Genomic DNA, 24,708 nt, shown 5'->3' on the forward strand with positions numbered 1-24,708 from the left:
ACTGCGTGCCGTCCTGCATCGTCGTCCAGAGCAGGCCGACGAACGCGGCGCACAGGATGCCGGTGGTCAACAGGATCTTCACGGCTTTGTCAGGCATGGGTTGCACTCCCTGCTTGCGGTTACCCTTGTGCTTCGACAAGAGCAAGTGTAGCACGTCTCCTGTCGAAGTGCAAGGTAAACGTGCGGCAGGGACCGCCCGTGCCCTGCGGCAGGTCGAGACGGTCGGCTGTCATTGGTCCGCCGGCTGGTTCTTCGGCGGTGCCGGTGCGCCGGGATACCCGCCATCGACGCGGTCCAGGCGGAAATCGGGCGGCAACGCGATGTCGACCTTCCGTTGCAGGTCTGTCGACCCGGTCTCTGCCGGCGCTAGTTCGGTGTGCACCGTATCGGGGAACGTGAAGCCGTCGCCGGTGATGAGCAGGTCCGTCAGAAAGGCGATTCCGGCCATCCCGGCGAAGGCCGCCAGCGGCCAGGACGGCTGGTTCGATGCCGAGGACCTCAGAAAGGCTCCGGCCTTCCCTCGGAAAGCCGCTTCCGGTCCTGCCGGTACGAGGGCGGCACTCAGCAGGGCAGGCACCACGAGATTGGCGATCCACCATCGGCTGAGGGATCGCCTGGGCCGGACCACCCGCGGTGCGAAGCCGTCCTTCTGGAGCCGGATGGCCGCTTCGCCGTCGCTGCGACGCAGCAGGACGTCGGTTGGCGTGCTGCCCGTTCCCTCCGAATCCACGATGACTTCCGCCGCCGGCGGGTCGGAGACGATGGTGACGGGTTGCGTGGACGGGTTGACGAAGGTCGCGCAGCCGGTGGAGATTGCGAGCACGGCGACCAGCAGCCCGCGGTTCGACGACGACGTCTTCATTGGGTCTTCCTTGTACTTCGACAAGAGCGAGGATAGCACGGCTCTTGTCGAAGTGCAGCGGCAAGTGTGCCGTGGCGACTTCGTCCGATCGCCGTCCGCGCGGCATCCCGAGGTTGCGAACGTGCCTGCTACTCGGCGCGCTGAAAACCGCGCCTCGTCGTCGAGCCCATCCTCGAAACGCTCCCGCTGGATCCCGGCGGTGAGGAACGAACGCAGCCGCGAGAACACGTCACGCCTCGTCCGGGGTCGCGCTGAGAGCCGCCTGCATGGCGGCGGCCAGCCGTTCCCAGCCTGCCGCATCTTCCTTGAAGCGTTGCCGCCCGGCGCGGGTCAGCCGGTAGTACTTGGCGCGGCGACGGTTCTCGCTCTCGCCCCATTCCGACTCGATCAGGCCCTGGTGCTCCAGCCGGTTGAGCGCCGGGTAGAGGGAGCCCTGCGGCACGTCGAGGGCCTCGCCCGAGATCTGGCGGATCCGGAGCAGCACGCCGTAGCCGTGCAGCCGTTCCAGCGAGATGGCCTTGAGGATCAGCAGGTCGAGGGTACCGGGGAGCACGCCGGCGGACTTGGGGTCCATTGAGTCTCCTAGATTTTCTAGGAGACTAGCACGTCATTCCTAGCCGTGCAAAGGGAGAATCAAGGTCCAAGCCACACCTGTTCCTGTTCCCAGCGGCTGAACTCGTCCCGCGAAACCGGACGGCGCTCATAGCCGTGCCGATGGCGCAGCTCGTTCAGCACAGCCTGCGAGCGCGGTTTCATACCGCGCAAGCTCCTCCGGCGGGGGAAGCGGTCCCTGAAATGCTTGGATGCGCTGAACGGAAATCTGCTCGACTGTCGCCGCGGACCGATCCTCGGGATGGACCGGGTCAGGAGTCTCGACTCGCGCGGGAGCTCGCTGGGTCTGGTGGCGTTGCCGTTTTCCACTCACGCTCCACCACCGTCATCGCACCGGCGAGATCCTGCCCGGTGATTCGCCAGTCGCTGTAGATCGCCCGCGCATCGGCAAGGTCGTCGCTGGGGCTGTCGTTGTACGTGTCGAACACGCCGAAGAGGTCGAACACGCGCGCGGCTCCGGACCAGACGGACGGCATCGCGAAAAGGTAGTCGGTTCGCATAAGGCAACCAGAGCGTATCAGTACGCTTCACTGTCTGTACTACAGGAATCGCCCCAGCGGTCAGTCCGCTTCCTTCACCGCCGCGATCAGGTCCAGCACCGCCTGCTTGCCGTCGCCGAAGAACATCAGCGTGTTGTCGGCGGCGAAGAGCGGGTTGGGGATGCCGGCGAACCCGGGGGAGAGGCTGCGCTTGATGACGACCACGGTGCGCGACTGGTCGACGTTGAGGATCGGCATGCCCGCGATGGGGCTTCCCGGGTCGGTGCGGGCGTCGGGGTTGACGATGTCGTTGGCGCCGATGACGAGGCTGACGTCGGTCTGCTCGAACGAGGGGTTGACGGCGTCCATCTCCTTGAGCTTGTCGTAGTCGACGTCCGCCTCGGCCAGCAGGACGTTCATGTGGCCCGGCATGCGGCCGGCGACCGGGTGGATGGCGTACTCCACCTCGACGCCGCGCGATTCGAGCAGGTTCGCCAGGTCGCGCACCTGGTGCTGCGCCTGCGACACCGCGAGGCCGTAGCCCGGCACGATGACCGCCCGGCGCGCGCCGTCGAAGAGCATCGCCACCTCTTCGGCGGAGGTGCTCTTGACCCGACCGGCGTAGATGGCGTCGGCGTCCGACTTCGATCCGCTGCTCTCGGCTATCGCCCCGACCAGCACGTTGATCAGGGACCGGTTCATCGCCTTGCACATGATCCGCGTCAGGATGAGGCCGGAAGCGCCGACCAGCGACCCGGTGATGATCAGGATGTTGTTGCTGAGCACGAACCCGGTCGAGGCGGCGGCCAGCCCCGAGTAGGAGTTGAGCAGGGCGATGGCGACCGGCATGTCGGCGCCGCCGATGGGAATCGTCAGCAGGATGCCGAGGACGGAGGCGATGGCGACCAGGGCGGCGTAGTAGCCGATGGGACCGAGGTCCCCCAGACCGGCCCCCGCCACCACCATCACGCCGCAGCCAAGGGCCGCGAGGCCGAGGAGCGCGTTCAGCGCCTGCTGGCCGGGGAAGAGCACCGGCCGGTCGGGCAGCAGCAGCCCGCGCAGCTTGTCGAACGCCACGAGGCTGCCCCAGAAGGTGACCGAGCCGATGAGCCCGGAGGCGACGGTGGCCACCGTGGTCTGGGCAAGCGGATCGGTCGTGCCCACGAGCACCGCGCCGGCCACCAGCGCCGAGGCGCCGCCGCCGAAGGCGTTCAGCAGCGCCACCATCTCCGGCATCGCGGTCATCTCGATGCGCAGCGCCAGCGTGGCCCCGATCGCCGCTCCGAGCACGACCCCGCCGAGGATCAGGCCATAGGCCTCGCTGCCGGTGCCGAGGATCTCCTGGTCGAGCAGCGTCGCCACCACCGCCAGCAGCATCCCGGTGGCGCCCAGCAGGTTGCCCCGCACCGCGGTGCGCGGATGGGTCAGGCCGCGGATGCCGAGGATGAACAGTACCGAGGCCGCCAGGTAGGTGAGATTGATGACGCTGTCCACAATCGATTCCGTTCATCCGCGGGCGCCGGCCGGATGTCTGCGCCGCGGGAGTCTCGCGCCGGCGGTGCTTCCGGCGCACCGTGAGGTCGCGCCTAGTCCTTCTTCCGGAACATCCCCAGCATGCGGTGGGTTACCAGGAATCCGCCGACCACATTGATCGTCGCGATCACGAGCGCGAGGAAGCCGAGGATCGTCGTCGTCTCGTTGGACGAGGCGACCGAGAGCATCGCGCCGATGATGGTGATGCCCGAGATGGCGTTGCTCCCCGACATCAGCGGGGTGTGCAGCAGCGGCGGCACCTTGGTGATGATCTCGAAGCCGACGAAGACCGCCAGCATGAAGATGGTCAGCAGCGGAATGAGCGCGTCCATCGGAACGATGCTTCCTCCTTCATGTCGCCTGCCCGTCGGCCCCGAGCAGCTCCCGCACGCGCGGGTGCACCACCCGGCCCTCGTGCGAAACCAGCGTGCCGGCCGTGATCTCGTCGTCGAGGTCGAGGGCCAGCGCGCCGTCCTTCACCAGGTGCAGCAGCAGCGTCGAGATGTTCTTCGCGTACATCTGCGAGGCGTGGTACGGCACCGTCGACGCGAGGTTCGTCGGGCCGAGGATGGTGACGCCGTTCGCCGACGTCACGGTCTCGTCGCCCTTCGTGAGCTCGCAGTTGCCGCCCCGCTCCGCGGCCAGATCGACCACCACCGACCCCGGCGCCATCCCGGCCACCATCTCTTCCGTCACCAGGATCGGTGCGGTCTTCCCCGGTACGAGCGCGGTCGTGACGACCACGTCGCTGTTGGCCACGACGCGGGTCATGGTCTCGCGCTGCCGGCGGTAGAACGACTCGTCCTGCGCCTTCGCGTAGCCGCCGGCATCCTCCGATTCGCTGGTCTCGAGCGGCAGCTCGACGAAGTTGGCGCCGAGGCTCTCGACCTGTTCCTTCACCGCCGGGCGCACGTCGTAGGCCTCCACCCGCGCGCCGAGACGGCGCGCCGAGGCGATCGCCTGCAGGCCGGCCACCCCGGCCCCGACCACGAAGACCCGCGCCGGCGTGATCGTGCCCGCCGCGGTCATCATCATCGGGAACATCCGCGGCAGGGCGTCGGCCGCGAGCAGCACCGCCTTGTAGCCGGCGATGGTCGCCATCGACGACAGCGCGTCCATGCTCTGGGCGCGCGTGATGCGCGGGATGAGCTCCATGGAGAACGCGCTGACCCCGCGCTCGGCCACGGCCCGGGCCGCGGCAGGCTCACCGAGGGGCTCGGAGAAGCCGATGACGGCCTGTCCCGCCCGCAACAATTCCGCGTCCGCGCGGCCCGCTTCTCCGGCCGCGCCGGGACTCCGCACCTGCAGGACAACCTCCGCCTCGGCGAAGAGCTGCGCGTGCGAATCGGCGATCCGGGCGCCCTTCTCGGTATACGCCGCGTCGGGGAACCCGGCCGCCGCGCCCGCCGATCCCTCGACCAGGACGTCGAGCGACGCCTTGGCCAAGGCCGGCAGGGCCCCGGGCGCCAGCGCCACGCGGCGCTCGCCCGGGAACGTCTCTTTCGGGACGCCGACGATCATGGCAGCCGGTACGCGGTCAGCGCCCCGCCGTGGCCGCCGCCGCTCGTCGCCACGACGATGTACTGCTTCCCGTCCATCGTGTAGGTCATCGGCGACCCGGTCTGCTGCGTCGGCATCTGCACCGCGCCGAGCTCCTCGCCGGTCATCTTGTCGTAGGCCCGGAGCATGGCGCCGTTTACGCCGTCCTCGTTCGTGAAGTTGCCGCCGTCGCCCGCGATCACCAGCGTCTTCGTGACGAGCGTCCCGACCCGTCCCGGCCGGCCCGTCCGCGGGATGTCGACCCCCTGCAGCAGCCGGTGGTTGCGGATGTTGTCGGCGGTCTCGCCGTGGGCCACCTGCCACAGGATCTCGCCCTCGTTCAGGTCGATGGCGGAGATGCGGCCCCAGGGCGGCTTGATGATCGAAATGCCCTCGACGTTCAGCGCATCCTGCCGCGCACTGACCCCCTCGGGCCGGCCGCGGATGAAGTTCATGTCCGACCGCTCGGGGTCGTTGATCAGCCCGAGGTTCGTCACCTCGGTCTTCGAGTACTGGTAGAAGATGCCGGTCTCGGGGTCGAACGAGCCGCCCGGCCAGTTGACGCCGCCGGTCGACGCCGGCACCTGCAGCGTGCCGTAGGTCCCGTCCGCCGTCCCGACCGAGGGGGGCGTGTAGATGGAGCGCCCGTAGCGGAAGCGGCTGAGGACCTCCAGCGCGCGCTCCTTGAGCTCCGGCGTGAAGTCGACCAGGTCGTCGGGTCCGATGCCCTGCTGGTCGAAGGCCGGCGGCTTCGTCGGATGCGGCTGGGTCGGCGCCAGGACCTCGCCGGGGATGTCCGAGGCCGCGACCGGCTGCTCGAGGATGGGCCAGACCGGCTCGCCGGTCTCGCGGTCGAAGACGAAGAGCCACGACTGCTTGGTCGGCAGCACCACCGCCTTGATGTCGCGCCCGTCGACCGTGATGTCCGCCAGCACGGGGCCGGCCGGCAGGTCCCAGTCCCAGACGTCGTGGTGCGTGATCTGGAAGTGCCAGCGCCGCTCGCCGGTCTCGAGGTCGAGGGCGACCAGGCTGTCCGAGAAGAGGTTGTCGCCCAGCCGGTGCCCGCCGTAGTAGTCGTTGGTCGGCATCTCCACCGGCAGGTAGACCATGTTCAGCTCGGGGTCGATCGTCATCTGGGCCCACACGCCGGCGTTGCCGGTGTAGCGCCACGAATCGCCTTCCCAGGTGTCGTTTCCGAACTCGTCGCCGAGCGGGATGGTGTGGAAGATCCACTTGCGCTCGCCGGTGTTCACGTCATAGCCGCGGATGAAGCCCTTGACGTTGGTCATCGAGCGGGGGGCGCCCCCAGGGAGGTGCGCGGCGCCGATGACGATGGTGCCGTTGACCGCGACCGGCGCCGCGTGCAGGCCGATCTCGCCGGTGACCAGGTCGATATCCTGGTCCAGGTTCCGCTTCAGGTCGACGATGCCGTCGCTGCCGAAGTCGTCCAGCAGCCGGCCGGTCTTCGCGTTCAGGCCGATCAGGTGGTAGCCGGGGGTGACGTAGAAGATCTTCCCGTCGCCTCCGTCGTCCAGCCAGGTCAACCCGCGGCCCGACAGCCGGCGCGGCGCGGCCTCGCCCCGCTCGCCTTCGTCGTAGCGGTGGAACCAGAGCAGCTCGCCGGTGGCCGCGTCGAGGGCGACCGCCGCCCGCCGCGTGCCGACCGTGGCGTACAGCATGCCGTCGACCATGAGCGGCGTCGCCTGCAGGCGGAACTCCGGACCCGTTCCGAAATTGTCGGTGTTCAGCGTCCAGGCGACTTCCAGGTCGTTGAAGTTGTCGCCGTCGATCTCGTCGAGGGGCGAGTACCGGGTATGGGCCAGGTCGCCGCCGTAGCTCGGCCACTCCCCGTTCCGGGTCCCCTCTTCCTGTGCCGTGACGCCGGCATGCGCCCCAACGAGGCAGGCGGCCAGAGCCGCAATCCAGGCGTATCGGAAACGGACGTGTCGCATTCGGGATCCTCCGTGTTGCCGCAACACGAAAGCATACCGCGCCCCCGCCGGTGCCGGCCAGAGGCGGCGCTTTCGGGGTAGCATGAGAACCCCTCGGCGGCTCGACAGGCGCGCCGCGGTGAACCACCCCGGAGGAGAACATGCAGAGATCGAAGCTCGTGCGGATCGTGGCGATTGCGTTCGTGCTGGCGGCGCTGGCCACCGCGGCGGCGGCCCAGGGGCGCGAACTCCAGACGGTCGAGTTCTTCAGCCCCGCGGTCGACCGCACCATGAAGTACAACATCCTGCTCCCGGACGACTACGACGCGTCGACCGAGCGCTACCCGGTGCTGTACCTGCTGCACGGCCTGACCCAGAACTACACGGTCTGGGGTCTCGCCAACGGCGCGCCATTCTACGCCGGCCTCTACGATGATCTCATCGTGGTGATGCCCGACGCCGGCAACTCCTGGTACATCAACTGGGCCGCAAGCGGGGACGGGCAATCCAACAACTTCGAGGACCACGTCATCCAGGACGTCGTCAGCCACGTCGACTGGAACTTCCGGACCATCGCGCGCCGCGAGGGGCGCGCCATGACGGGCCTGTCGATGGGCGGCTTCGGCGCCATCACGATGGGCTTGCGCAACCCGGAGATGTTCATCTCCATCGGCAGCACGAGCGGGGCGCTGGAGTACGGCCGGCAGGCCGCCGCCCGCATGCGGGGCGAGATGCCGCCCCGGGAGCCGCGCCAGCGGACGCCGGCGCAAGAGGCCCGGCGCCGGCAGCCGAACCCGTTGATCGGCGTCGACGGCTTCAGCAGCCAGGTCGAGCGGACCCCTCTCGGCACGATGTTCGAGACGCCGGAGCAGGCCGACGCCTACGACCCGTTCACGCTGATCAAGCAGGTCCCGCGCGAGGATCTGCCGCACATCTACCTGGACTGCGGCACCGAGGACCGGCTGATCGTGGGGGCCCGGAAGCTGGCCGCCTACATGATGGAAGAGGACATCCCCTTCGATTACATGCAGATGCCCGGGCGCCACAACGCGGCCTACTGGATCGAGGCGATCGGCCGCATCATGGGTGTGCAGTACGAAGTGATGCAGCGCGCGCTCGGCCAGCGGCCCTTCGGGCAGCGGCGCGCGACGAACTGAAGGCACTCGGGAAGCCCGATGCGCAGATCGCTCGCCGTCGGTCCCGTGTTGTTGATGGCGTGGGTGGCCGGCGCTGCGCCGGCTCACGCCCAGGCGCCCGACGGCGAGGTGCTGTTCGAACAGCACTGCGCCGCCTGTCACCTCGCCGACGTCATCCCGCGCGCGCTGGCGATCGACAACATGCGGGCGCTGCCGCCGGGGGCCATCGTCGGTGCGCTGACCGACGGGGCGATGCAGCAGCAGGGGGCGGAGTTGAGCGCGGCCGAGCGGCGCGCGATCGCAGAGTTCATCACCGGGCGGCGTGTCGCGGAGGACGCCGCCCTCGCCGCCGGCGGTTGTGCCGTGTCGCCGGCCGCCGCGGGCTGGTCCGGACTGGACCGCGGCGCCCGGTGGAACGGCTGGGGCGTCGACGTCGCGAACAGCCGTTTCCAGCCGGCCGAGCACGCCGGGCTCGAGGCGGAAGACGTGCCCGGCCTGCGGCTCCAGTGGGCGTTCGGTTACCCCAACTCGGCCACCGCGCAGTCGCAGCCGACGGTGGTGGGCGGTCGTCTGTTCGTCGCCAGCGAGCGGGGCGTGGTCTACGCACTCGACGCGAAGACCGGCTGCACGCACTGGACGTTCGCGGCGCAGAGCGGGGTCCGCAGCGCCATGACCGTGAGCCGCCTGCCGGATCGCCGGCACGCGCTCTTCTTCGGCGACTTCAACGCCAACATCTACGCGCTCGACGCGGCGACCGGGGCCGAGATCTGGCGCCGCGAGGTCGAGACGCACGAAGGGGCCCGCATCACCGGGGCGCCGGTATACCACGCGGGCCGCCTGTACGTGCCGGTCTCCTCCCTCGAGGAGCTGCTGGCCGCCAACCCCGAGTATCCCTGTTGCACGTTCCGAGGGAGCATCGCCGCCCTCGACGCGGCAACCGGCGACACGATCTGGCAGAGCTTCACCATCCCCGAGACGCCCCGGCCGCGCGGGCGCAACCCGGAGGGCTTCTTTCTCATGGGCCCGTCCGGCGCCGCGGTGTGGTCGGCGCCGACCGTCGACGCGAAGCGCGGGCTCGTCTACGCCGCGACCGGCAACGCCTACACGGAGCCGGCGGCCGACACGAGCGACGCGATCATCGCGTTCGACAGCGATACCGGTGCGATTCGCTGGACGAACCAGTTGACGCCGGACGACGCGTTCATCCTCAACTGCGGCGGCGGCAACCCGAACTGTCCGGACGACAGCGGTCCCGACTTCGACTTCGGCGCGTCGCCGGTGCTGGTGACGACGGGTGACGGCCGCGACCTGCTGGTCATCGGCCAGAAGGCGGGCGTGGGCTATGCCCTCGATCCGGATCGCGACGGCGCCATCGTCTGGCGTTACCGGCTGGGCGAGGGCGGCGAGCTCGGCGGCATCGAGTGGGGCTTCGCGGTGGACGGCGAGAAGGCGTACTTCGCCAATTCGGACTACCTGACCCCCGAGCCCGGGGGGCTCGCCGCGGTGCGCCTGCGAACCGGGGAGCTGGCCTGGTACGCCGAGCCGCACGAGCCCGTATGCGAAGGGTGCAGTCCGGCGCTGCTGGCCGCCGTCACCGCGATTCCAGGGGTCGTCTTCTCGGGCGCCTACGACGGGCTGTTCCGCGCCTACGACGCGGACGACGGGTCCGTGCTCTGGGAGTTCGACACCAACGGGGACCATGACGCCGTGAACGGGGTGCCGGCCAGGGGCGGATCGATCAACGGTCCGGGCCCGGTGGTCGTCGACGGAATGGTCTACGTCAATTCCGGCTACGCCGCCTTCGGCGGGCGGCCCGGCAACGTCCTGCTGGCCTTCGGCGTCGATTGACGCGGTCCCGTCCTAGCCAGCGTCCTCTTGAACCACGATGCGCCTCTACAGCGAGCTCGCGGCGTGGTGGCCGCTGCTCGACGACCCGGCCGACTACGCGGAGGAGGCCGGCGTCTACGGCGACCTGCTGGCCGAGGCGTGCGACGCGCCGATCGAATCCCTCCTGGAGCTGGGCAGCGGCGGCGGCAACAGCGCGTCCCACCTGAAGGGGCGGTTTCCCCGCCTGGTGCTCGCCGACCTCTCCGAGGACATGCTGGCGGTCAGCCGCATCCTCAACCCGGAGTGCGAGCACCGATTGGGCGACATGCGCACCCTCCGGCTGGGACGCACGTTCGACGCGGTGTTCGTCCACGACGCCGTCTGCTACATGACGACCGAGGAAGATCTGCGGCGCGCCATGGAGACCGCGTGGGTGCACTGCCGCCCGGGCGGCGCGGTGCTGTTCGCGCCCGACTACGTCCGGGAGAACTTCCGAGCCGGAGAGACCGCGGGCGGCTGCGACGAGCGTCCGCCTTCGGGCGCCGCGAGCGCGTGCCCGCGGGGGCTGCGCTACCTGGAGTGGGTCTGGGATCCCGATCCGAAGGACACGGCGTATCTCGTCGACTTCGCGTTCCTGTTGCGCGAGCGCGACGGCTCCGTCCGCGCCGTGCAGGACCGGCACGTCGAGGGGCTGTTCGCGCGCGGCCGCTGGCTCGACCTGCTGGCGAGCGTGGGGTTCGAGGCCCGTGTCGTCCCCCTCGTCCTGTCCGACGTGGAACCGGGCCGTCACGAGATGTTCGTGGCGCGCCGCCCGCGCTGATCAGCGACACCGTACAACCCGGCGCGACGACCGTCGCGGCTCGCCCGAGAAGGATCGGCGATCACGATGCCGCTCGCCCTCGAAGTCTCGCGTTAGATTCACATTGACAGTCTATGCGACGGGCTGTGCTCTTCCCATAGACAGTCTTTGTTATTCGTTCGGTTTGCAGAAGAGAGGGGGGTGACGGCATGGCAGCGCATGACGGAATAGGCGTGAGCGACATCGGTCGGCTTCGGCGCCAGATTGCTCTTCTCTGGGCCGCGATTGCGGTTCTGGCACTCGGGCTGTCAGGCGCCGTGATCCGGATCGCGACGACGACGTCGTCGTCCTCGCCGGACGTGCTGACGGTTGAACGACTGGAGATCATCGAACCCGACGGCTCGCCGGCGCTGGTCCTCGCCAATTCTCAGCGGCCCGCGGTCGCGACCATCGACGGGCACGTGCTGATGGAGGGACAGGAAGAGGAGCGCAGGGGTTTCCCTTCCATCATCTTCTTCGACGGCCAGGGCGACGAGGTCGGCGGCATGCTGTTCGGAGTCAAGGAGACGCCCGGAGGATATCAGGCGGTCCGGCACCTGTCGCTGGATGCGAACGATCAGGATCAGACGGTGGTCCTTGCGCACTACCAGGATCCGGAGGGATCGACTTCGGGCCTCAGGATCTCCGACCGGCCGGCCCATTCACTGCTCGACTCCCTTGCACAACTGGGCTTTTCCGCAGGCGCTTCGAGAGAGCAACTGCAGGCTGCGAGGGAGCAGCTTCCCGAGGACGAAAGGGAGGCTCGGCTGCGGGAGCTGTACGGAACCGACCGCGCCTTCTTCGGTTCGACTCATAGCGGCGAGGCCAGTCTCACGCTCCGGGATGGCGAGGGACGTTTACGCATCGTCATCGAAGCGCCACGCGAGGGAGAACCGTCTATCCGCATTCTGGACGCGGAGGGGGCGGTCGTCCTCCGATTGCCTGCATCCTGATCAAATCGCCCTGTTCGGGATCGTGGACGGCATTGGGACGCACAGTCGATCGTGTCCATCAGGGAGGCTGCAGGTGCCGAATCGGAATCCGGAGATGCTGCGGGGTACCGTCGAGTTGCTGATTCTGACCGCGCTCAGCCGCGGTCCGCACCACGGCTTCGCGATAGCACGCTGGCTGGAGGCCACGTCCGACGACGAGCTGCAACTGGAGGAAGGCTCGCTCTACCCGGCGCTGCACCGCATGGAGCGGCGCGGCTGGCTGGAGGCGGAGTGGGTGATATCGGAGAACAAGCGGCAGGTGAAGCGCTATCGCCTCACGTCCCGCGGCCGCGCCCAACTCCGGAGCGAGACCGAGGGCTGGACGGCGTTCGCCGCGGCCGTCGGCAAGGTGCTGCTGGCCGCGCAGGCTGCATAGCGGAGGTCCGGGGATGGCGCGAGCACCCATGTGGCGGCGGTATCTGCGGTTCTGGGGCTCCGACGTGCGCGCGGACGTCGATGCCGAGCTCGACTTCCACATGCGCGAGCTCACTGAGCGACTCGTGCAGGAAGGTCGCGACCCGGTGGAGGCTGGGGTGGAGGCGGCGCGGCGCTTCGGCGACTATGCCCGCGTAGAGGCGGCGTGCGTCGAGATCGATCGAGGCTGGGAGCGGCAGCGGCGCTGGCGGCAGCTCGTCGCGGACCTGTGGCAGGACCTCCGGATCGGTGCGCGCACGCTCGCGAAGAATCCCGGGATCACGATCTCGGCCGTGGTGGTTCTCGGCCTCGGTCTCGGTGCCGCGATCACGATGCTCAGCGTCATCAATGCCGTCTTCATTCGGCCGTTGCCTTTCCCGGAACCGGAGCGGGTCGCCAGCGTGGTCCGGTACCAACGTTCGGGCTTGACTGCCAGCCATCAACAAGCGGCCGTCGCTTTTCTTCGCGACCGCAGCCGCGCATTCTCGACGCTGGCGGGTATTGGAGTCAGTCCCGGCGTCAATCTCGTCAGCGACCGTGGCTCCACGTACATCCGGAACCTCGAGGTGACCGCGGGCTTCTTCCAGGTCTTCGGTGTCGAGCCAAGGTTGGGACGGGCCTTCTCGCGCGACGACGAGACTGATTCGTCGACGGTGATATTGAGCCATGCCGTCTGGGTCGGTCATTTCGAGGGAGATCCGGGCATCGTCGGCGCAGGCGTGCGGCTTGGCGGCCGGCCGTACACGGTCATCGGGGTCATGCCGTCGGAATTCTGGTCGTTCGAGGAGGCGGACGCCTGGACGCCATTCCGCCCGGACCCGCGCGGCGCCGATCAGAACTATCGGCTGATAGGACGGCTTGCGTCGGGTTGGACCGCGTCGCAGGCTGAGAGCGAGCTCCAGGCGCTGGCCGTGAGCTTGAATGACGAGTTGCTGCCGGCCGCGGGGCTGCCCGCCGCAACGCCTGACGAAGCGAGAGTCGGTGTGCAGTCCTACCGGGACTTGCTGGTCGCTGGAAGTGGCGGAACGGTGTGGCCGCTGACCGCGGCCGTCGGCATCATGCTGATGATCGTTTGCGCCAACGCGGCAGGACTACAGATCGCCCGGGCGGTTGGCCGCCGGCGGGAGATTGCCGTTCGGTCCGCGCTCGGCGGAGGTCGTGGGCGTCTCTTTCGGCAGCTTCTGACCGAGAGCGTGCTGTTGGCGACGGCCAGCGGCGGGGTAGGCGTCGCGGCCGCGGTAGTGAGCGTGCGGGGACTCGTCGCGCTGCAGCCCCAACTCGCTGTCTGGGGCGTCACCGTCGATGCAGCGGTGCTGAGTGGATCGCTCGGGATGGCGGTGGCCACCGGCGTGGCCTTCGGGCTGCTGCCCGGCCTGTTGGCGGTGCGCAGCGAGCCCGCGGACGCCCTCCATGGCGGCCAGTCGCACAGCGTCACAGCGGCCCGGACGTCCTGGATACGCCGGTCGCTCGTCGTCTCCCAGGTCGCCCTGGGCACGGTGCTGCTGGTGGCCGCGGGTGGGTTTCTGCGGACCTTCGTCGGGCTCAGTGCGTCTAATCTCGGTTTCGATCCGGCCAACGTGCTCACCGCGCGCGCGTCTCTCCAGGGGCCGGGTTATCGATCGCGCGATGCCGTGTCGGCGCTCTATCGGCGCACGTTGGCGGACCTGGCGCTGCTGCCTGGCGTGGAAGCCGCCGCAGTTACGAACAACCTGCCGGTCGAGCGCGGCTTGAATCTCCTGATGCGCCGGATTCCGGAGAACGTGATCGTACCGGCGGCGATCGACTGGCGCTATGTTGCGGGGGACTACCTGGGAGTCCTGCGCGTCCCGCTCGTGGCCGGCAGGGCGTTCGGAGAGGCCGACCGTCGCGCGACCGGCCCGCCGGTGGCTCTGGTCAACGAGGCGTTCGCCCGGCGGTTCCGCGACGGGCAGGCGGTGATCGGCAGGCGGCTGCAGATGACCGCCATCGAGGTCGATGATCGGGTGCGCGAGATCGTCGGCGTGCTCGGCGACGTGCGGACTCGTGGCGTCACCGCGACAAGGCCGACGGTGTTCGTGCCGGTCGAGCAGGTGCCGGACGACCTGCTGGGTGCCGTCCACGGGTTCTTCCAGGTGAACTGGGCGCTGCGCACGCGAGACGGAGGGACCGGCCTCGTCCAGTCCGTGGAGCGGGTAGTGCGGGAGGCAGACCCGCTGCTGTCGATCACCGCGTTTCGGACGATGGACGAGGTGGTCGGCGGGGCCCTCGCCGCAACGCGCTTCCGCACGATGCTGCTCGGTCTCTTCGCCGCCGCGGCCTTGACGCTGTCGGCTGCGGGGCTCTACGGGCTCGTCGTCTACGCGGTAGCCCAACGGACGAGAGAGATTGGTATTCGGCTGGCGCTGGGTGCCTCCGGCGGGCGGGTGACGGCGCGTTTCGCGCTGCAGGGCATCGCGCTCGCGGGCCTGGGAGCGGCGGTAGGAGTCGGCGCCTCGGTGATCTTCACGGAGGTTCTCCGCCGCATGACGTCCGACGCGCGGTCGCTCGATGGCTGGACGGTTGCTGGCGTCGTGGTCGTCCTGGCCGCGGTCAGCGTGGCTGCGACCGTCGTGCCGGCGCGTCGGGCCGCGAAGGTCGACCCGATCCTGACATTGCGCGCCGAGTGATCGGCTCGAGCCAGTCCTTCTCCGGGCAGGCGAGAAGCGCGTCCACCAGCCCCTGGTTCCTCGGCGGCTCGGTCAGCACGAGACGGTACTCACCATGTTCGATCCGCTCGATCTCGAATGTCTGGCCCGGTTGGATGCCATCCTGCCGGCGGAGCTCGACGGGCAACACGATCTGGCCCTTCGAGGAGATCGTACTCTTCATCGAAGCGGGCACCCTACCGTTTGTTCTCGGGATCCGGCCACTCTCGCATCGCGACCGCCTGGGCGGCGACAAGTTCTTCGAATTCGTCCGGCCGAACCGGTTGCGCCTCGTAGCCGGCGCGGTCTCTGGCGGCCGCTTGGCGCGAGGTCGGCTTCTGGGTGCGTTCTGCTGCGCGATCCGAGCTCATATTGCCGACCATTGTAGGCTGGCGCACAAAGACGAACACCCGCAAGCGTTTGCGTCGCCGGGGCCGAGGGCGGTTCGGACGCCTGCAAATTTGGCGCGCGCCGGTCGCCGGCGACCTCCGCAAGCGGACGTGTACAATGAATCGACCACCGTGCAACATGGACAGCCATTGACCACACCGACACCGACCGCGCTGCAGCCCACCCTCGAAGAACCGCAGGATTCGCTTCCGGAAGTCTCCATAGACCAGCTTCCAGACCGGCTCAAGGAGGCGGTCGCCCGCCCGGGCTGGACCTCGCTGATGCCGGTCCAGAGCCAGGCGATCCCGTACCTGCTGGCGGGGCGCGACCTGGTCATTCAGGCCCGCACCGGGAGCGGCAAGACGGCCGCGTTCCTGCTGCCGATGCTGGAGCGGCTCGATCCGACGGCGGACCGCACCCAGGCCCTGGTGCTGGTGCCCACGCGCGAGCTGGCCCGGCAGGTGCAGCACGACGCGGAGATGCTGTGGGGCGACAGCGGCTTCCGGACGGTCGCCGTGTACGGCGGCGTCGGCTACGGACCGCAGATCGACGCGTTGAAGGCGGGCGCGCATCTCGTGGTCGCGACGCCCGGCCGCGCCCTCGACCACCTGCTGCGCCGCACGTTCACGCTCGACCACCTGTCGACGCTCGTGTTCGACGAGGCGGACCGGATGCTGTCGATGGGTTTCTACCCCGACATGAAGCAGGTGCAGGGGTACCTGCCGAACCGGCCGATCCACACGACCATGTTCTCGGCGACGTTTCCGGGCTCGGTCATGCGGACCGCGCGGGAGTTCATCGCCGAGCCGGAGTTCCTGACCCTCAGCCGCGACCACGTCCACGTCACCGACACCGAGCACATCGCCTACACCGTGCCGCCGATGGAGAAGGACCGCGCCCTGGTGCGGATCATCGAGGTGGAGAATCCGTCGTCCGCGTTCATCTTCTGCAACACGAAGTCGAACGTGCACTACATCACCGTGGTGCTGCAGCGCTTCGGCTACGACGCCGACGAGCTGAGCGCCGACCGGTCGCAGGCCGACCGCGAGCGGATCCTCAAGCGCGTGCGCGCCGGGACCCTGCGCTTCCTCGTCGCCACCGACGTCGCCAGCCGCGGGCTGGACATTCCCGAGCTGTCGCACGTCATCCAGTACGAGCCGCCGGAGGACGCCGAGGACTACATCCACCGGGCGGGACGCACCGGGCGGGCCGGCGCGGCGGGCGTGGCGCTGTCGCTGGTGAGCGAAGCGGAGACGCTCAGCCTCGATCAGATCGCCAAGCGCTACGGCGTCGAGTTCCAGCAGCGGCCGGTGCCCACCGACGAGGACGTGGCCGCCGTCGTGGCCGAGCGGCTGACCGGGCTGCTCGAGGCCCGCCTGCGCGACCGCGACGCGCTCAAGGCCGAGCGGAGCCGCCGCTTCATCGCGCTGGCGCGGGAGCTGGCCGGCAACGAGGACGAGTCGAAGATCATCGCGATGCTGCTCGACGACTACTACCAGCAGACGCTGCACGCACCGCCCGGCGGGCCCGCCCAGGCGGCGGGGGGGGCTTCCGCGCCGGCCGCGAAGGGCGACGACGTCGGCGGGCCGGCGGGCCGCCCCAGGCGCAAGCCGCGGCGCCGGTCGCGGCGCGGACCCCGCTCGGGCCGGTAAGATTTCACGCACGTTCGAAGGAGAAGATGGATGACCACCGCGGTTGCTGAAGCCGTTCACCCGTTCGATCAGGCCGCCGCCGCCGGCCGCCCCGCGTTCAAGGTGGCCGACCTCGGGCTCGCCGAGCACGGCCGGAACGAGATCCGCCTCGCCGAGCAGGAGATGCCGGGACTGATGGCCATCCGGCGCGAGCACGCCGGCCGGCAGCCGCTCGCCGGCGCGAAGGTCATGGGCAGCCTGCACATGACGGTGCAGACCGCCGTGCTGATCGAGACGCTGACCGCGCTCGGCGCCGACGTGCGGTGGGTGTCCTGCAACATCTTCTCCACCCAGGATCACGCCGCGGCGGCGGTCGCCGTCGGCGGCCCCGGCAGCGGCGGCACGGTCGCCGCGCCGCGCGGCGTCCCGGTCTTCGCCTGGAAGGGCGAGACGCTGCCCGAGTACTGGTGGTGCACGAACGAGGCGCTGGTCTGGCCGGACGGCAGCGGTCCGGATCTCATCGTCGACGACGGCGGCGACGCGACGCTGCTGGTCCACAAGGGCTACGAGTTCGAGCAGGCGGGCGCGATCCCCGCGTTCGAACCCGAGACGGAGCCGGAGGAGTGGGGCGTCATCCTCGATCTGCTGCGCGAGATCCGCGGGCGCGACGCCGCCCAGTGGACCCGCATCAGTCCGGCCATCCGCGGCGTGAGCGAAGAGACGACCACCGGCGTGCACCGGCTCTACGAGATGATGCGGGACGGCACGCTCCTTTTTCCCGCCATCAACGTCAACGACTCGGTCACCAAGAGCAAGTTCGACAACATCTACGGCTGCCGCCACTCGCTCCCGGACGGGCTGGCCCGCGCCACCGACGTCATGCTCGGCGGCAAGGTGGCCGTGGTCTGCGGCTTCGGCGAGGTGGGCAAGGGTTGCGCGCAGTCGTTGCGCGGCCAGGGCTGCCGGGTCGTGGTCACCGAGATCGACCCGATCTGCGCGCTGCAGGCGGCCATGGAGGGCTACCAGGTCGCCACCCTCGAAGAGATGCTGGAGAGCGCCGACCTCTTCATCACCGCCACCGGCAACCGCGACATCATCAGCGCGGCGCAGATGGCGCGCATGAAGGACAAGGCGATCGTCGGCAACATCGGCCACTTCGACAACGAGATCGACATGGCGGGGCTCAAGCGCATCCCCGGCATCGAGCACGTCCCGATCAAGCCGCAGTACGACGAGTGGCGCTTCCCCGACGGGCACAGCGTGCTGGTGCTGGCCGAGGGCCGGCTTCTCAACCTCGGCTGCGCCACCGGCCACCCCAGCTTCGTGATGTCGGCGTCGTTCACCAACCAGGTGCTCGCCCAGCTCGCCCTGCACCGCAACCGGGGCGAGTACGAGAAGCAGGTCTACATGCTGCCGAAGCAGCTCGACGAGAAGGTCGCCCGGCTCCACCTCGATGCGCTGGGTGTCAAGCTCACCGAACTCAGCCGGGAGCAGGCGGACTACATCGGCGTGCCGGTGGAGGGGCCGTACAAGCCGGAGCACTACCGGTATTAGTTCGGGGCAGGTATCGTCGCGTCGTTCCAGCGCGGTACGAGGGACGAGGCACGCCATGGAAAGACGCCGAAGAGTGGCCGCGGATCCACGTGAACAGGCCACGTACACCGTTGCGGAGGCGGCGCACTATCTGGACCTCCCGGTCCCTACGATTCGCTACTGGGCAACCGGACGAGGCAACTGCGAGGCGCTCATCGGCGTGCCGGCGCGCCATCCCGTGTTGCTCTCGTTCCTCAACTTGGCGGAGCTTCACGTGCTGGCGGCAATCCGGCGTGAGCACGCGATTTCGATGCCGAGGGTCCGCGCGGCCATCGGGTACCTGGCGCAACACACCCGGCGCGATTCAGACCGCCGGCATCCCTTGATCAGCGCCGATCTGGAGACGGACGGCCTGGACCTGTTCATAAAGCGCTACGGACAACTGGTCAGCATCAGCCAGGACGGCCAGACGGTCATGCGCGAGATGATGGCGGCCGCCCTGCATCGAATCGATCGCGACCCCCAGGGGGTCCCCATCAAGCTCTATCCATTCACTCGGAGCAGCATCGACGACGCCCCGGCCCTGATCGTGATCGATCCGACCTTGGCCGCCGGCCGACCGGTGCTGAAGGGCACTGGTCTGGTCACCGGAGTCCTCGCTGAACGGTACAAAGCCGGCGAATCCGTTGCTCAACTGGCGCGAGACTATGAGCGCAGCAAGGTGGAGATCGAAGAAGCGATCAGAATTGAACTCCGGACGGCAGCCTGAAGAGCCCACCCTGAGAGGATTGTTTCATCCTTCGACCAACGTCGCACGCGAATCGGAACGGCCGAGTCCGACGGTTTCTGGCGATCAGCGAGCACCGAGCGAGTCCAGCGTCCAGCGGCAGCGACGGCGGACGGCTTCCTCGAGCCGGCCGTAGGCTTGCGCGTCGCCGTGGACGAGCGCGAACGCTTCGCGGGCGGCCCGGGCGGTACCGGGGAGTTCGTTCGCCAGTTCCCGGACGCGGTCGAGCAGACGGCGTGGCGGCATCCCCAGCTCATCGGCGAAGGCCGACCAGTCGGTTCGCGTGATGCGCTCCGGTGCATCGTGTTCACCGATACGGAATGCCATCTCGCGTGCCCATGTTCCGGGGTGCAATAGGTTGAGGAACTCGATGGAGATCAGGTCGTAGAACGGCGCGAGCGTGGGGACGGCCTGCTCTGGACCGTAAAGCAACGCGAGGTTCTTGCCGTGCCCGTCCCAGTTGCCGATAAGGCAGTTGAGTATCTGCCAGTCGCGCAGGTGTGCGAGCGCTTCGGCGGGATGGGCCGTATGCGTGCGTAGCAACTCCGCGACGTCGCCGAGCGACGGTCCGCCGTCTCGCTGGTACTTGAGGGCATTGGAGAGTCCCAGTGCCTGAAGCAGGTCTTCCTGGTGCAGTCGCGTGAGCCGGCCGTGAGGACCTCGCGCGCGGTCGTAGCGGTCGATTTGCAGGAACGGCACGCCTTCGTCCGTGCCGGCACGGACGAATTCGGTTTGCACGACCGGCAGGCCGACCTGTCGGGCGATGTCGTTGGCGATGCATTCGGAGACGCACACCCATCGCACGGTCTCGAACTTCAGGAGGTGGCTCGACGGGTTCGCGCGGTCCGGCAGCGCATAGGACTCTCCGTCGAAGATGACAGGCTGCTTTTCCTGCGTGCCGGCCAGGGAGAATCGTTGCCTCTCACCAACCACGAGGGTGGCTTGCTCGCCGAGGGAACGGACCAGCAAGTCGATCTGCGCCTGCGTCAGCGTCTCCGGTGGTGCCGGTCGGGTTTCGGGTTCGACACCGGCAGGCAACACACTGAGGGCGCCGGCGCAATCTTCGCCGATAGCGAACAGGAGTCCGGCGTCGTCTTCGGGTGCGATCCCGCGTTGTCGGCAGACCCGCTGCCGTGTTCCGCCTTCCGGCAACAGGCCGGCGAAGAAGGCGTGGGCATCCACCTCTTCGTCGCCGAGAGACAGAGGCAGATGAATGGAGACCGGAAACCCGCCACCGTCCAGCCAGGCGCCGTCGTAGGCAAAGCGCAGAACGCGGTCTTCGTCTTCCCGTAGCGCGCCGACCCGTCGGTCTTCGTGCCAGACGGTGCCGCGCCTCCCGTTCACGGCGCGTCCCCGGTCCTGGCGGCCAGGGTAGAGCGGTGCTGTCGCGCCAGCAGCCGCTCGGCGTCGTCCCGTGTCAGGATTACCATCTCCAGACCCAGTGCCTGTAGCGCCTGCATGACCCTGCCCAGGGAGGCATTGGGCTTGCCGCGTTCGAACTCCGAAAGGAAGCGTGTCGTCAGGCCGGACACGGAATACACGCTGTCCAGAGTCAATCCCTGCCGCTTGCGTTCACGTCGTGCCAGTCGGCCCAGGCCCTCGGGCGATCGAACTCGTGCGGGCGGCAAGAACTGTGGGGCGGAAGCGTCGACGGGCATCGCACATGCTCCAGGAAGGATTTTTTACTGATTCGTAATTTACACCATCTGGGCGGGGGGCGGCCAAGCGAATTTTACCGATTCGTAATTTTGGCTTCCCAGGCGGGAGGACTCATCAAGATTTTACGGATTCGTAATTCCATTCCCGGGTGGACGACGTGATCTGGCCTGGATGGTACGCACGCCGCGACCCTGAACGGCGGCTCAGTCCCGCCGCCGGGGGCTCGCGTAGGCCCGCAGCAGCTTTTCCTGCGCGTTGATCCGGCGGGCGTGCGGCTTGCCGCGGATCGGCCGGTAGGAGCCGTCGGTCTGCAGCTCCATGGCGCGGTCGGTGTCGGCGAGCATCGCCTGCAGGACGACGTCGTGCAGGTGCGAGCGCAGGTCGGGGTCGCGCACGTGGCACAGCGCCTCGACGCGGCGGTCGAGGTTGCGCTCCATCAGGTCGGCGCTGCCGATGAGCAGCTCGGGCCGGCCGTCGTTGGCGAAGTAGTAGAGCCGCGAGTGCTCGAGGAAGCGGCCGACGACCGAGCGGACGCGGATGGTGTCGCTGATGCCGGGGATGCCGGGCCGGAGGCAGCAGACGCCGCGGACGATCATCTCGATCGGCACGCCGGCCTGCGACGCCCGGTAGAGGACGCGGATCATCTCCGGGTCGGCGACCGAGTTGTTCTTGACGATGATGCCGGCGCGGCGCCCGGCGCGCGCGTGCTCGGCCTCGCGCTCGACCAGCCTGGTGAAGGCCGGACGCAGGTGGTGCGGCGCCACGAGGAGCTCCTCGTAGTCCTCCTTGCTGGAGTACCCCGTCAGGTAGTTGAAGACCTCGGTCACCTCGTCGAGCACCGCCGGCCGGGCCGTGAAGACGCCGAAGTCGGTGTAGACCTGCGAGGTCACGCGGTTGTAGTTGCCGGTGCCGACGTGTACGTAGCGGACGATGCCGTCCTGCTCCTGGCGCACGACCAGGCAGAGCTTGCAGTGCGTCTTCAGGTTGAGCAGCCCGTAGACGACGTGGATGCCGGCCGCCTCCAGCCGGTGCGCCCACTCGATGTTGTTGCGCTCGTCGAAGCGCGCCTTCAGCTCCACCAGCACCGCCACCTGCTTGCCCGCGTCCGCCGCCTGGATCAGCAGATCGAGCAGCGGCGAGTTCGGGCCGATGCGGTAGAGCGTGATCTTGATGCCGATCACATGGGCGTCGTCGACGGCCGCGCGGAGGAACGCCTCGACCGCCGAGAATGACTCGAACGGGTGGTGGACGAGCCGGTCGCGTTCCTGGATGGCGTTGAAGATCGCCTCGCCTCCTTCGTCGGGCCAGAGGGCGCGCGGCGAGAACGGCTTGTCCTTGAGCCGCGGATGGTGCAGCTTCGTCAACGCGCTCCAGTCGCCGTAGCCCATGCGCCCGGCAGTGCGGACCACGACGTCCTCTTCGATCTCGAAGTTCTCGACCAGGATGTTGAGAACGCGGGCCGGCATGGACGCCTCGACCAGGAGCTGCGAGAGGTCGCCGTAGCGCAACTCTTTCAGCGTGCGGTCGACCGACTCGAGCAGGTCGTCGGCCTCGTCCTCCTGGATCACCATGTCGGTGTCGCGGATGATGCGGAAGAGATACGTCTCGCGTACCGCGATTCCCGGAAACAGGCTCGCGACGTTCAGCTTGACGACATCCTCGAGCAGCGCGAACGAATCGCCCGCCTTGCCGGCGACCGACGCCGGAATCGGGATGAAGCGCGCCAGCACGTCCGGCAGCTTGACGCGCGCGAACCGCGTGCGGCCGTCGTGCTCCACGACGACCGCCAGGTTCATGCTCAGGTTCGAGATGAACGGAAACGGGTGTCCGGGGTCGAACGCGAGCGGCGTCAGCACCGGATGGATGTTCCGGCGGTAGTGGTCGTGCAGGTAGGCCTCGACCGCCGGGGTGTAGTCGGCCGGGTCCAGGATCCGGATGCGGTGCGTGGCCAGCAGCGGGCGCAGGACGTCGGACCAGCAGCGCTCGACATCGTTCATCATCCGCTTGGTCCGGACGCGGATGGCGTCGAGCTGCTGCTCCGTGCTCATGCCGTCCGGCGACAGCGCCTCGCTTTCGGAACGGAACTTCCGCAGCAGCGTCGCCACCCGGACCATGAAGAACTCGTCCAGGTTGGTCGAGACGATGGAGAGGAACTTCACCCGCTCGAGCAGCGGGTGGCGTTCGTCCTGGGCCTGCAGCAGGACCCGCTGGTTGAACTCCAGCCAGCTCAGCTCGCGGTTGATGAACAGTGCCGGGTTCTCGAGGTCCGTGGGATCCGGTCCCTCGTTGGCAAGAGCCGTGGTTGCTTCCGAGACTTCGGTGAGGCTGGCCATGCGGGTAAACGAAAAAGCCCATCATAGCAGCGCCCAGCGCTTCCGGCCTGCTACGATGGGCAGCCGCTTATGACTTCCACTCCCACGGCAAGCCTGGCCAGCTCCGAGCGCGGCCGGGCGCTGACGATTCTGGCCGCCATCCTGTTGATGCTCGTGGTCGACTGGCTCCCGGAGCCGGCGCCGCTCGAGCGCGCCGGCGACGTCATCGCCCTGACCCCGAACGGCAAGGCGTGCCTGGCGATCCTGGCCTTCGCCATCACGCTGTGGGTGACCGAGGCGATTCCGTTCGCGGTCACCGCGCTGTTCGTGCTGCTGCTGGTCCCGATCTTCGGGATCGCCGACTACGCGACGACGGTCCGCGCCGGGTTCGGCAACCCGCTGATCACCTTCTTCATCGGGGTGCTGTTTCTCTCCACCGGCTTCACGCGGTCGGGGCTCGGCACCCGGCTGGTGCTGCACATGCTGCGCATCGTCGGCACCCGCACCGACCGGGTGCTGCTCGGCTTCCTGGTGATCGGCGCCATGCTGTCGATGTGGATCACCGACATGGCGGTGGCCGCGGTGCTGCTGCCGCTCGGCGTCGGGGTCCTGAAGGACGCGGGGCTGAAGCCGCTGCAGAGCAGCTACGGGCGGGCGCTGATGATCTCCTGCGCCTTCGGTCCCCTGATCGGCGGCATCGGGACCCCGGCGGGCGCCGGCGCCAACCTGGCCGCGGTGGGCTACCTGCGCGAGCTGGCCGGCGTCGACATCTCGTTCGCGCGCTGGATGGCCTTCGGGTTTCCGGCCGCAATCCTGATGATCCCGGTCTGCTGGCAGATTCTGCTGCGCGCTTTTCCGCCGGAGATCGATCACCTGCCCATCGGGCGGAAGGGCATCGACGAGCGGATCGCGGCCCTCGGCCGTCCGACCCGCCTGGAGATCTGGACCGTCGCGGTTTTCGCCGGGACCATCACGACGTGGCTGACGACGCCGCTGCTCGCGGAACTGAGCGGGGGCCTCATCGATCCGCCGACGCAGGCGGTGGCGCTCGGGGGCGGCCTGCTGCTGTTCCTGCCGGGGCTGCGCGTGCTGGTCTGGAAGGAGGCCCAGCGCGACATGGACTGGGGCGGCGTCGTCCTGATCGTCGCCGGACTCTCGCTCGGGGTGATGGTGTTCGAGACCGGGGCGGCGCGCTGGCTCGCGCAGGTGATGCTGGGGCGGCTGGCCGACGTGCCCGGCGTGCTGCAGCCCTTCGTCATCGTCCTGGTGGTGGCGGCCCTGCACATGCTGTTCTCGAGCAATACGGTCACCGGGGCGATCATCATGCCGATCCTGATCGCGCTCGCCCAGGACCTCGGCCTCGACATCTGGACCATCGCGGCGCCGGCGGCGTTCACGTCGACGCTCGCCTTCATCCTCGTGACCGAGAGCCCGACCAACGTCCTGCCGTACTCGGCCGGCTACTTCTCGATCCGGGACATGGCGAAGGTGGGCATCGTGATGACCTTTGGAGCGGCGGCCTGCGTCACGATCGCCGTCGTGGGGGTGCGGGCCCTCGGCGGGGGGTAGT

21 protein-coding genes are annotated in these 24,708 nt (G+C 68.7%); 10 read left to right on the forward strand and 11 right to left on the reverse strand.

From position 1 onward, the window contains the following. Positions 1-229 precede the first annotated feature (229 nt). The 7 genes from F4X11_19320 to F4X11_19350 all read right to left on the reverse strand — a co-directional run bounded on the left by F4X11_19320 (position 230) and on the right by F4X11_19350 (position 7,061). Entirely contained in the window at positions 230-1,162 is a 933-nt protein-coding gene (locus tag F4X11_19320; GenBank protein MYN67154.1) for a PEGA domain-containing protein, read from the reverse strand. After that, complete coding sequence (locus tag F4X11_19325) at positions 1,092-1,436, reverse strand: PadR family transcriptional regulator (protein ID MYN67155.1); 345 nt, start codon at positions 1,434-1,436, stop codon at positions 1,092-1,094. Before F4X11_19325 ends, F4X11_19320 begins: the two co-directional genes overlap by 71 nt. 289 nt (positions 1,437-1,725) lie before the next feature. Then, complete coding sequence (locus F4X11_19330) at positions 1,726-1,920, reverse strand: hypothetical protein (protein ID MYN67156.1); 195 nt, start codon at positions 1,918-1,920, stop codon at positions 1,726-1,728. Between the two features lie 114 nt (positions 1,921-2,034). Next, positions 2,035-3,450 (reverse strand): NAD(P)(+) transhydrogenase (Re/Si-specific) subunit beta, encoded by a 1,416-nt coding sequence (locus F4X11_19335; GenBank protein ID MYN67157.1) that lies wholly within the window; start codon positions 3,448-3,450, stop codon positions 2,035-2,037. Between the two features lie 89 nt (positions 3,451-3,539). Next, entirely contained in the window at positions 3,540-3,818 is a 279-nt protein-coding gene (locus F4X11_19340) for an NAD(P) transhydrogenase subunit alpha (protein MYN67158.1), read from the reverse strand. A gap of 19 nt (positions 3,819-3,837) precedes the next feature. Then, positions 3,838-5,007 (reverse strand): Re/Si-specific NAD(P)(+) transhydrogenase subunit alpha, encoded by a 1,170-nt coding sequence (locus tag F4X11_19345; GenBank protein MYN67159.1) that lies wholly within the window; start codon positions 5,005-5,007, stop codon positions 3,838-3,840. Continuing rightward, complete coding sequence (locus F4X11_19350; GenBank protein MYN67160.1) at positions 5,004-7,061, reverse strand: PQQ-binding-like beta-propeller repeat protein; 2,058 nt, start codon at positions 7,059-7,061, stop codon at positions 5,004-5,006. The genes F4X11_19345 and F4X11_19350 overlap by 4 nt, the downstream gene beginning before the upstream one ends. A 56-nt stretch (positions 7,062-7,117) precedes the next feature. Between F4X11_19350 and F4X11_19355 the strand changes: the two genes are divergently transcribed. The 6 genes from F4X11_19355 to F4X11_19380 all read left to right on the forward strand — a co-directional run bounded on the left by F4X11_19355 (position 7,118) and on the right by F4X11_19380 (position 14,808). After that, a complete protein-coding gene (locus tag F4X11_19355; protein MYN67161.1) occupies positions 7,118-8,113 on the forward strand; it encodes an esterase family protein in 996 nt (331 codons plus the stop codon). 18 nt (positions 8,114-8,131) lie between these two features. Beyond that, positions 8,132-9,940 (forward strand): PQQ-binding-like beta-propeller repeat protein, encoded by a 1,809-nt coding sequence (locus tag F4X11_19360; GenBank protein MYN67162.1) that lies wholly within the window; start codon positions 8,132-8,134, stop codon positions 9,938-9,940. Between the two features lie 37 nt (positions 9,941-9,977). Continuing rightward, the gene (locus F4X11_19365; GenBank protein MYN67163.1) at positions 9,978-10,739 is read left to right on the forward strand and encodes a class I SAM-dependent methyltransferase; all 762 of its coding nucleotides are present in this window, start codon (positions 9,978-9,980) and stop codon (positions 10,737-10,739) included. A 212-nt stretch (positions 10,740-10,951) separates the two neighbouring features. Next, positions 10,952-11,710, forward strand: coding sequence for a hypothetical protein (locus F4X11_19370; protein MYN67164.1), 759 nt, complete (start codon positions 10,952-10,954; stop codon positions 11,708-11,710). 94 nt (positions 11,711-11,804) lie between these two features. Further along, positions 11,805-12,125 (forward strand): PadR family transcriptional regulator, encoded by a 321-nt coding sequence (locus tag F4X11_19375; protein MYN67165.1) that lies wholly within the window; start codon positions 11,805-11,807, stop codon positions 12,123-12,125. Between the two features lie 13 nt (positions 12,126-12,138). Then, complete coding sequence (locus F4X11_19380) at positions 12,139-14,808, forward strand: FtsX-like permease family protein (GenBank protein ID MYN67166.1); 2,670 nt, start codon at positions 12,139-12,141, stop codon at positions 14,806-14,808. Here F4X11_19380 and F4X11_19385 read toward each other — a convergent pair. After that, positions 14,732-15,010 carry an AbrB/MazE/SpoVT family DNA-binding domain-containing protein gene (locus tag F4X11_19385; GenBank protein ID MYN67167.1) on the reverse strand — a complete coding sequence of 93 codons (279 nt, stop codon included), beginning with the start codon at positions 15,008-15,010 and terminating at the stop codon, positions 14,732-14,734. The genes F4X11_19380 and F4X11_19385 overlap by 77 nt on opposite strands. On the opposite strand from F4X11_19385, the gene F4X11_19390 reads away from it, so the two are divergent. Genes F4X11_19390 through F4X11_19400 form a run of 3 tightly spaced genes read left to right on the forward strand, consistent with a single transcriptional unit; the run spans position 14,943 to position 19,149 of the window. Next, positions 14,943-16,868, forward strand: coding sequence for a DEAD/DEAH box helicase (locus tag F4X11_19390; protein ID MYN67168.1), 1,926 nt, complete (start codon positions 14,943-14,945; stop codon positions 16,866-16,868). The genes F4X11_19385 and F4X11_19390 overlap by 68 nt on opposite strands. A 30-nt stretch (positions 16,869-16,898) precedes the next feature. After that, positions 16,899-18,401: an adenosylhomocysteinase gene (locus tag F4X11_19395; protein MYN67169.1), complete on the forward strand. Its 1,503-nt coding sequence runs from the start codon at positions 16,899-16,901 to the stop codon at positions 18,399-18,401. A 55-nt stretch (positions 18,402-18,456) separates the two neighbouring features. Continuing rightward, positions 18,457-19,149, forward strand: coding sequence for a DUF433 domain-containing protein (locus F4X11_19400; protein MYN67170.1), 693 nt, complete (start codon positions 18,457-18,459; stop codon positions 19,147-19,149). 84 nt (positions 19,150-19,233) lie between these two features. On the opposite strand, the gene F4X11_19405 is transcribed toward F4X11_19400, so the two are convergent. From F4X11_19405 to ppk1, 3 genes are all read right to left on the reverse strand, one after another. Continuing rightward, entirely contained in the window at positions 19,234-20,511 is a 1,278-nt protein-coding gene (locus F4X11_19405; protein MYN67171.1) for a type II toxin-antitoxin system HipA family toxin, read from the reverse strand. Then, entirely contained in the window at positions 20,508-20,825 is a 318-nt protein-coding gene (locus tag F4X11_19410; protein MYN67172.1) for a helix-turn-helix domain-containing protein, read from the reverse strand. Before F4X11_19410 ends, F4X11_19405 begins: the two co-directional genes overlap by 4 nt. A gap of 204 nt (positions 20,826-21,029) precedes the next feature. Further along, complete coding sequence (gene ppk1 / locus F4X11_19415; protein ID MYN67173.1) at positions 21,030-23,159, reverse strand: polyphosphate kinase 1; 2,130 nt, start codon at positions 23,157-23,159, stop codon at positions 21,030-21,032. Positions 23,160-23,228: 69 nt separating this feature from the next. On the opposite strand from ppk1, the gene F4X11_19420 reads away from it, so the two are divergent. Then, on the forward strand, positions 23,229-24,707 hold the full coding sequence (locus F4X11_19420; protein ID MYN67174.1) for a DASS family sodium-coupled anion symporter: 1,479 nt from the start codon (positions 23,229-23,231) through the stop codon (positions 24,705-24,707). The last annotated feature ends 1 nt before the right edge of the window (position 24,708 follow it).

Source organism: Acidobacteriota bacterium, from assembly GCA_009861545.1.
GTDB lineage: Bacteria > Acidobacteriota > Vicinamibacteria > Vicinamibacterales > UBA8438 > WTFV01.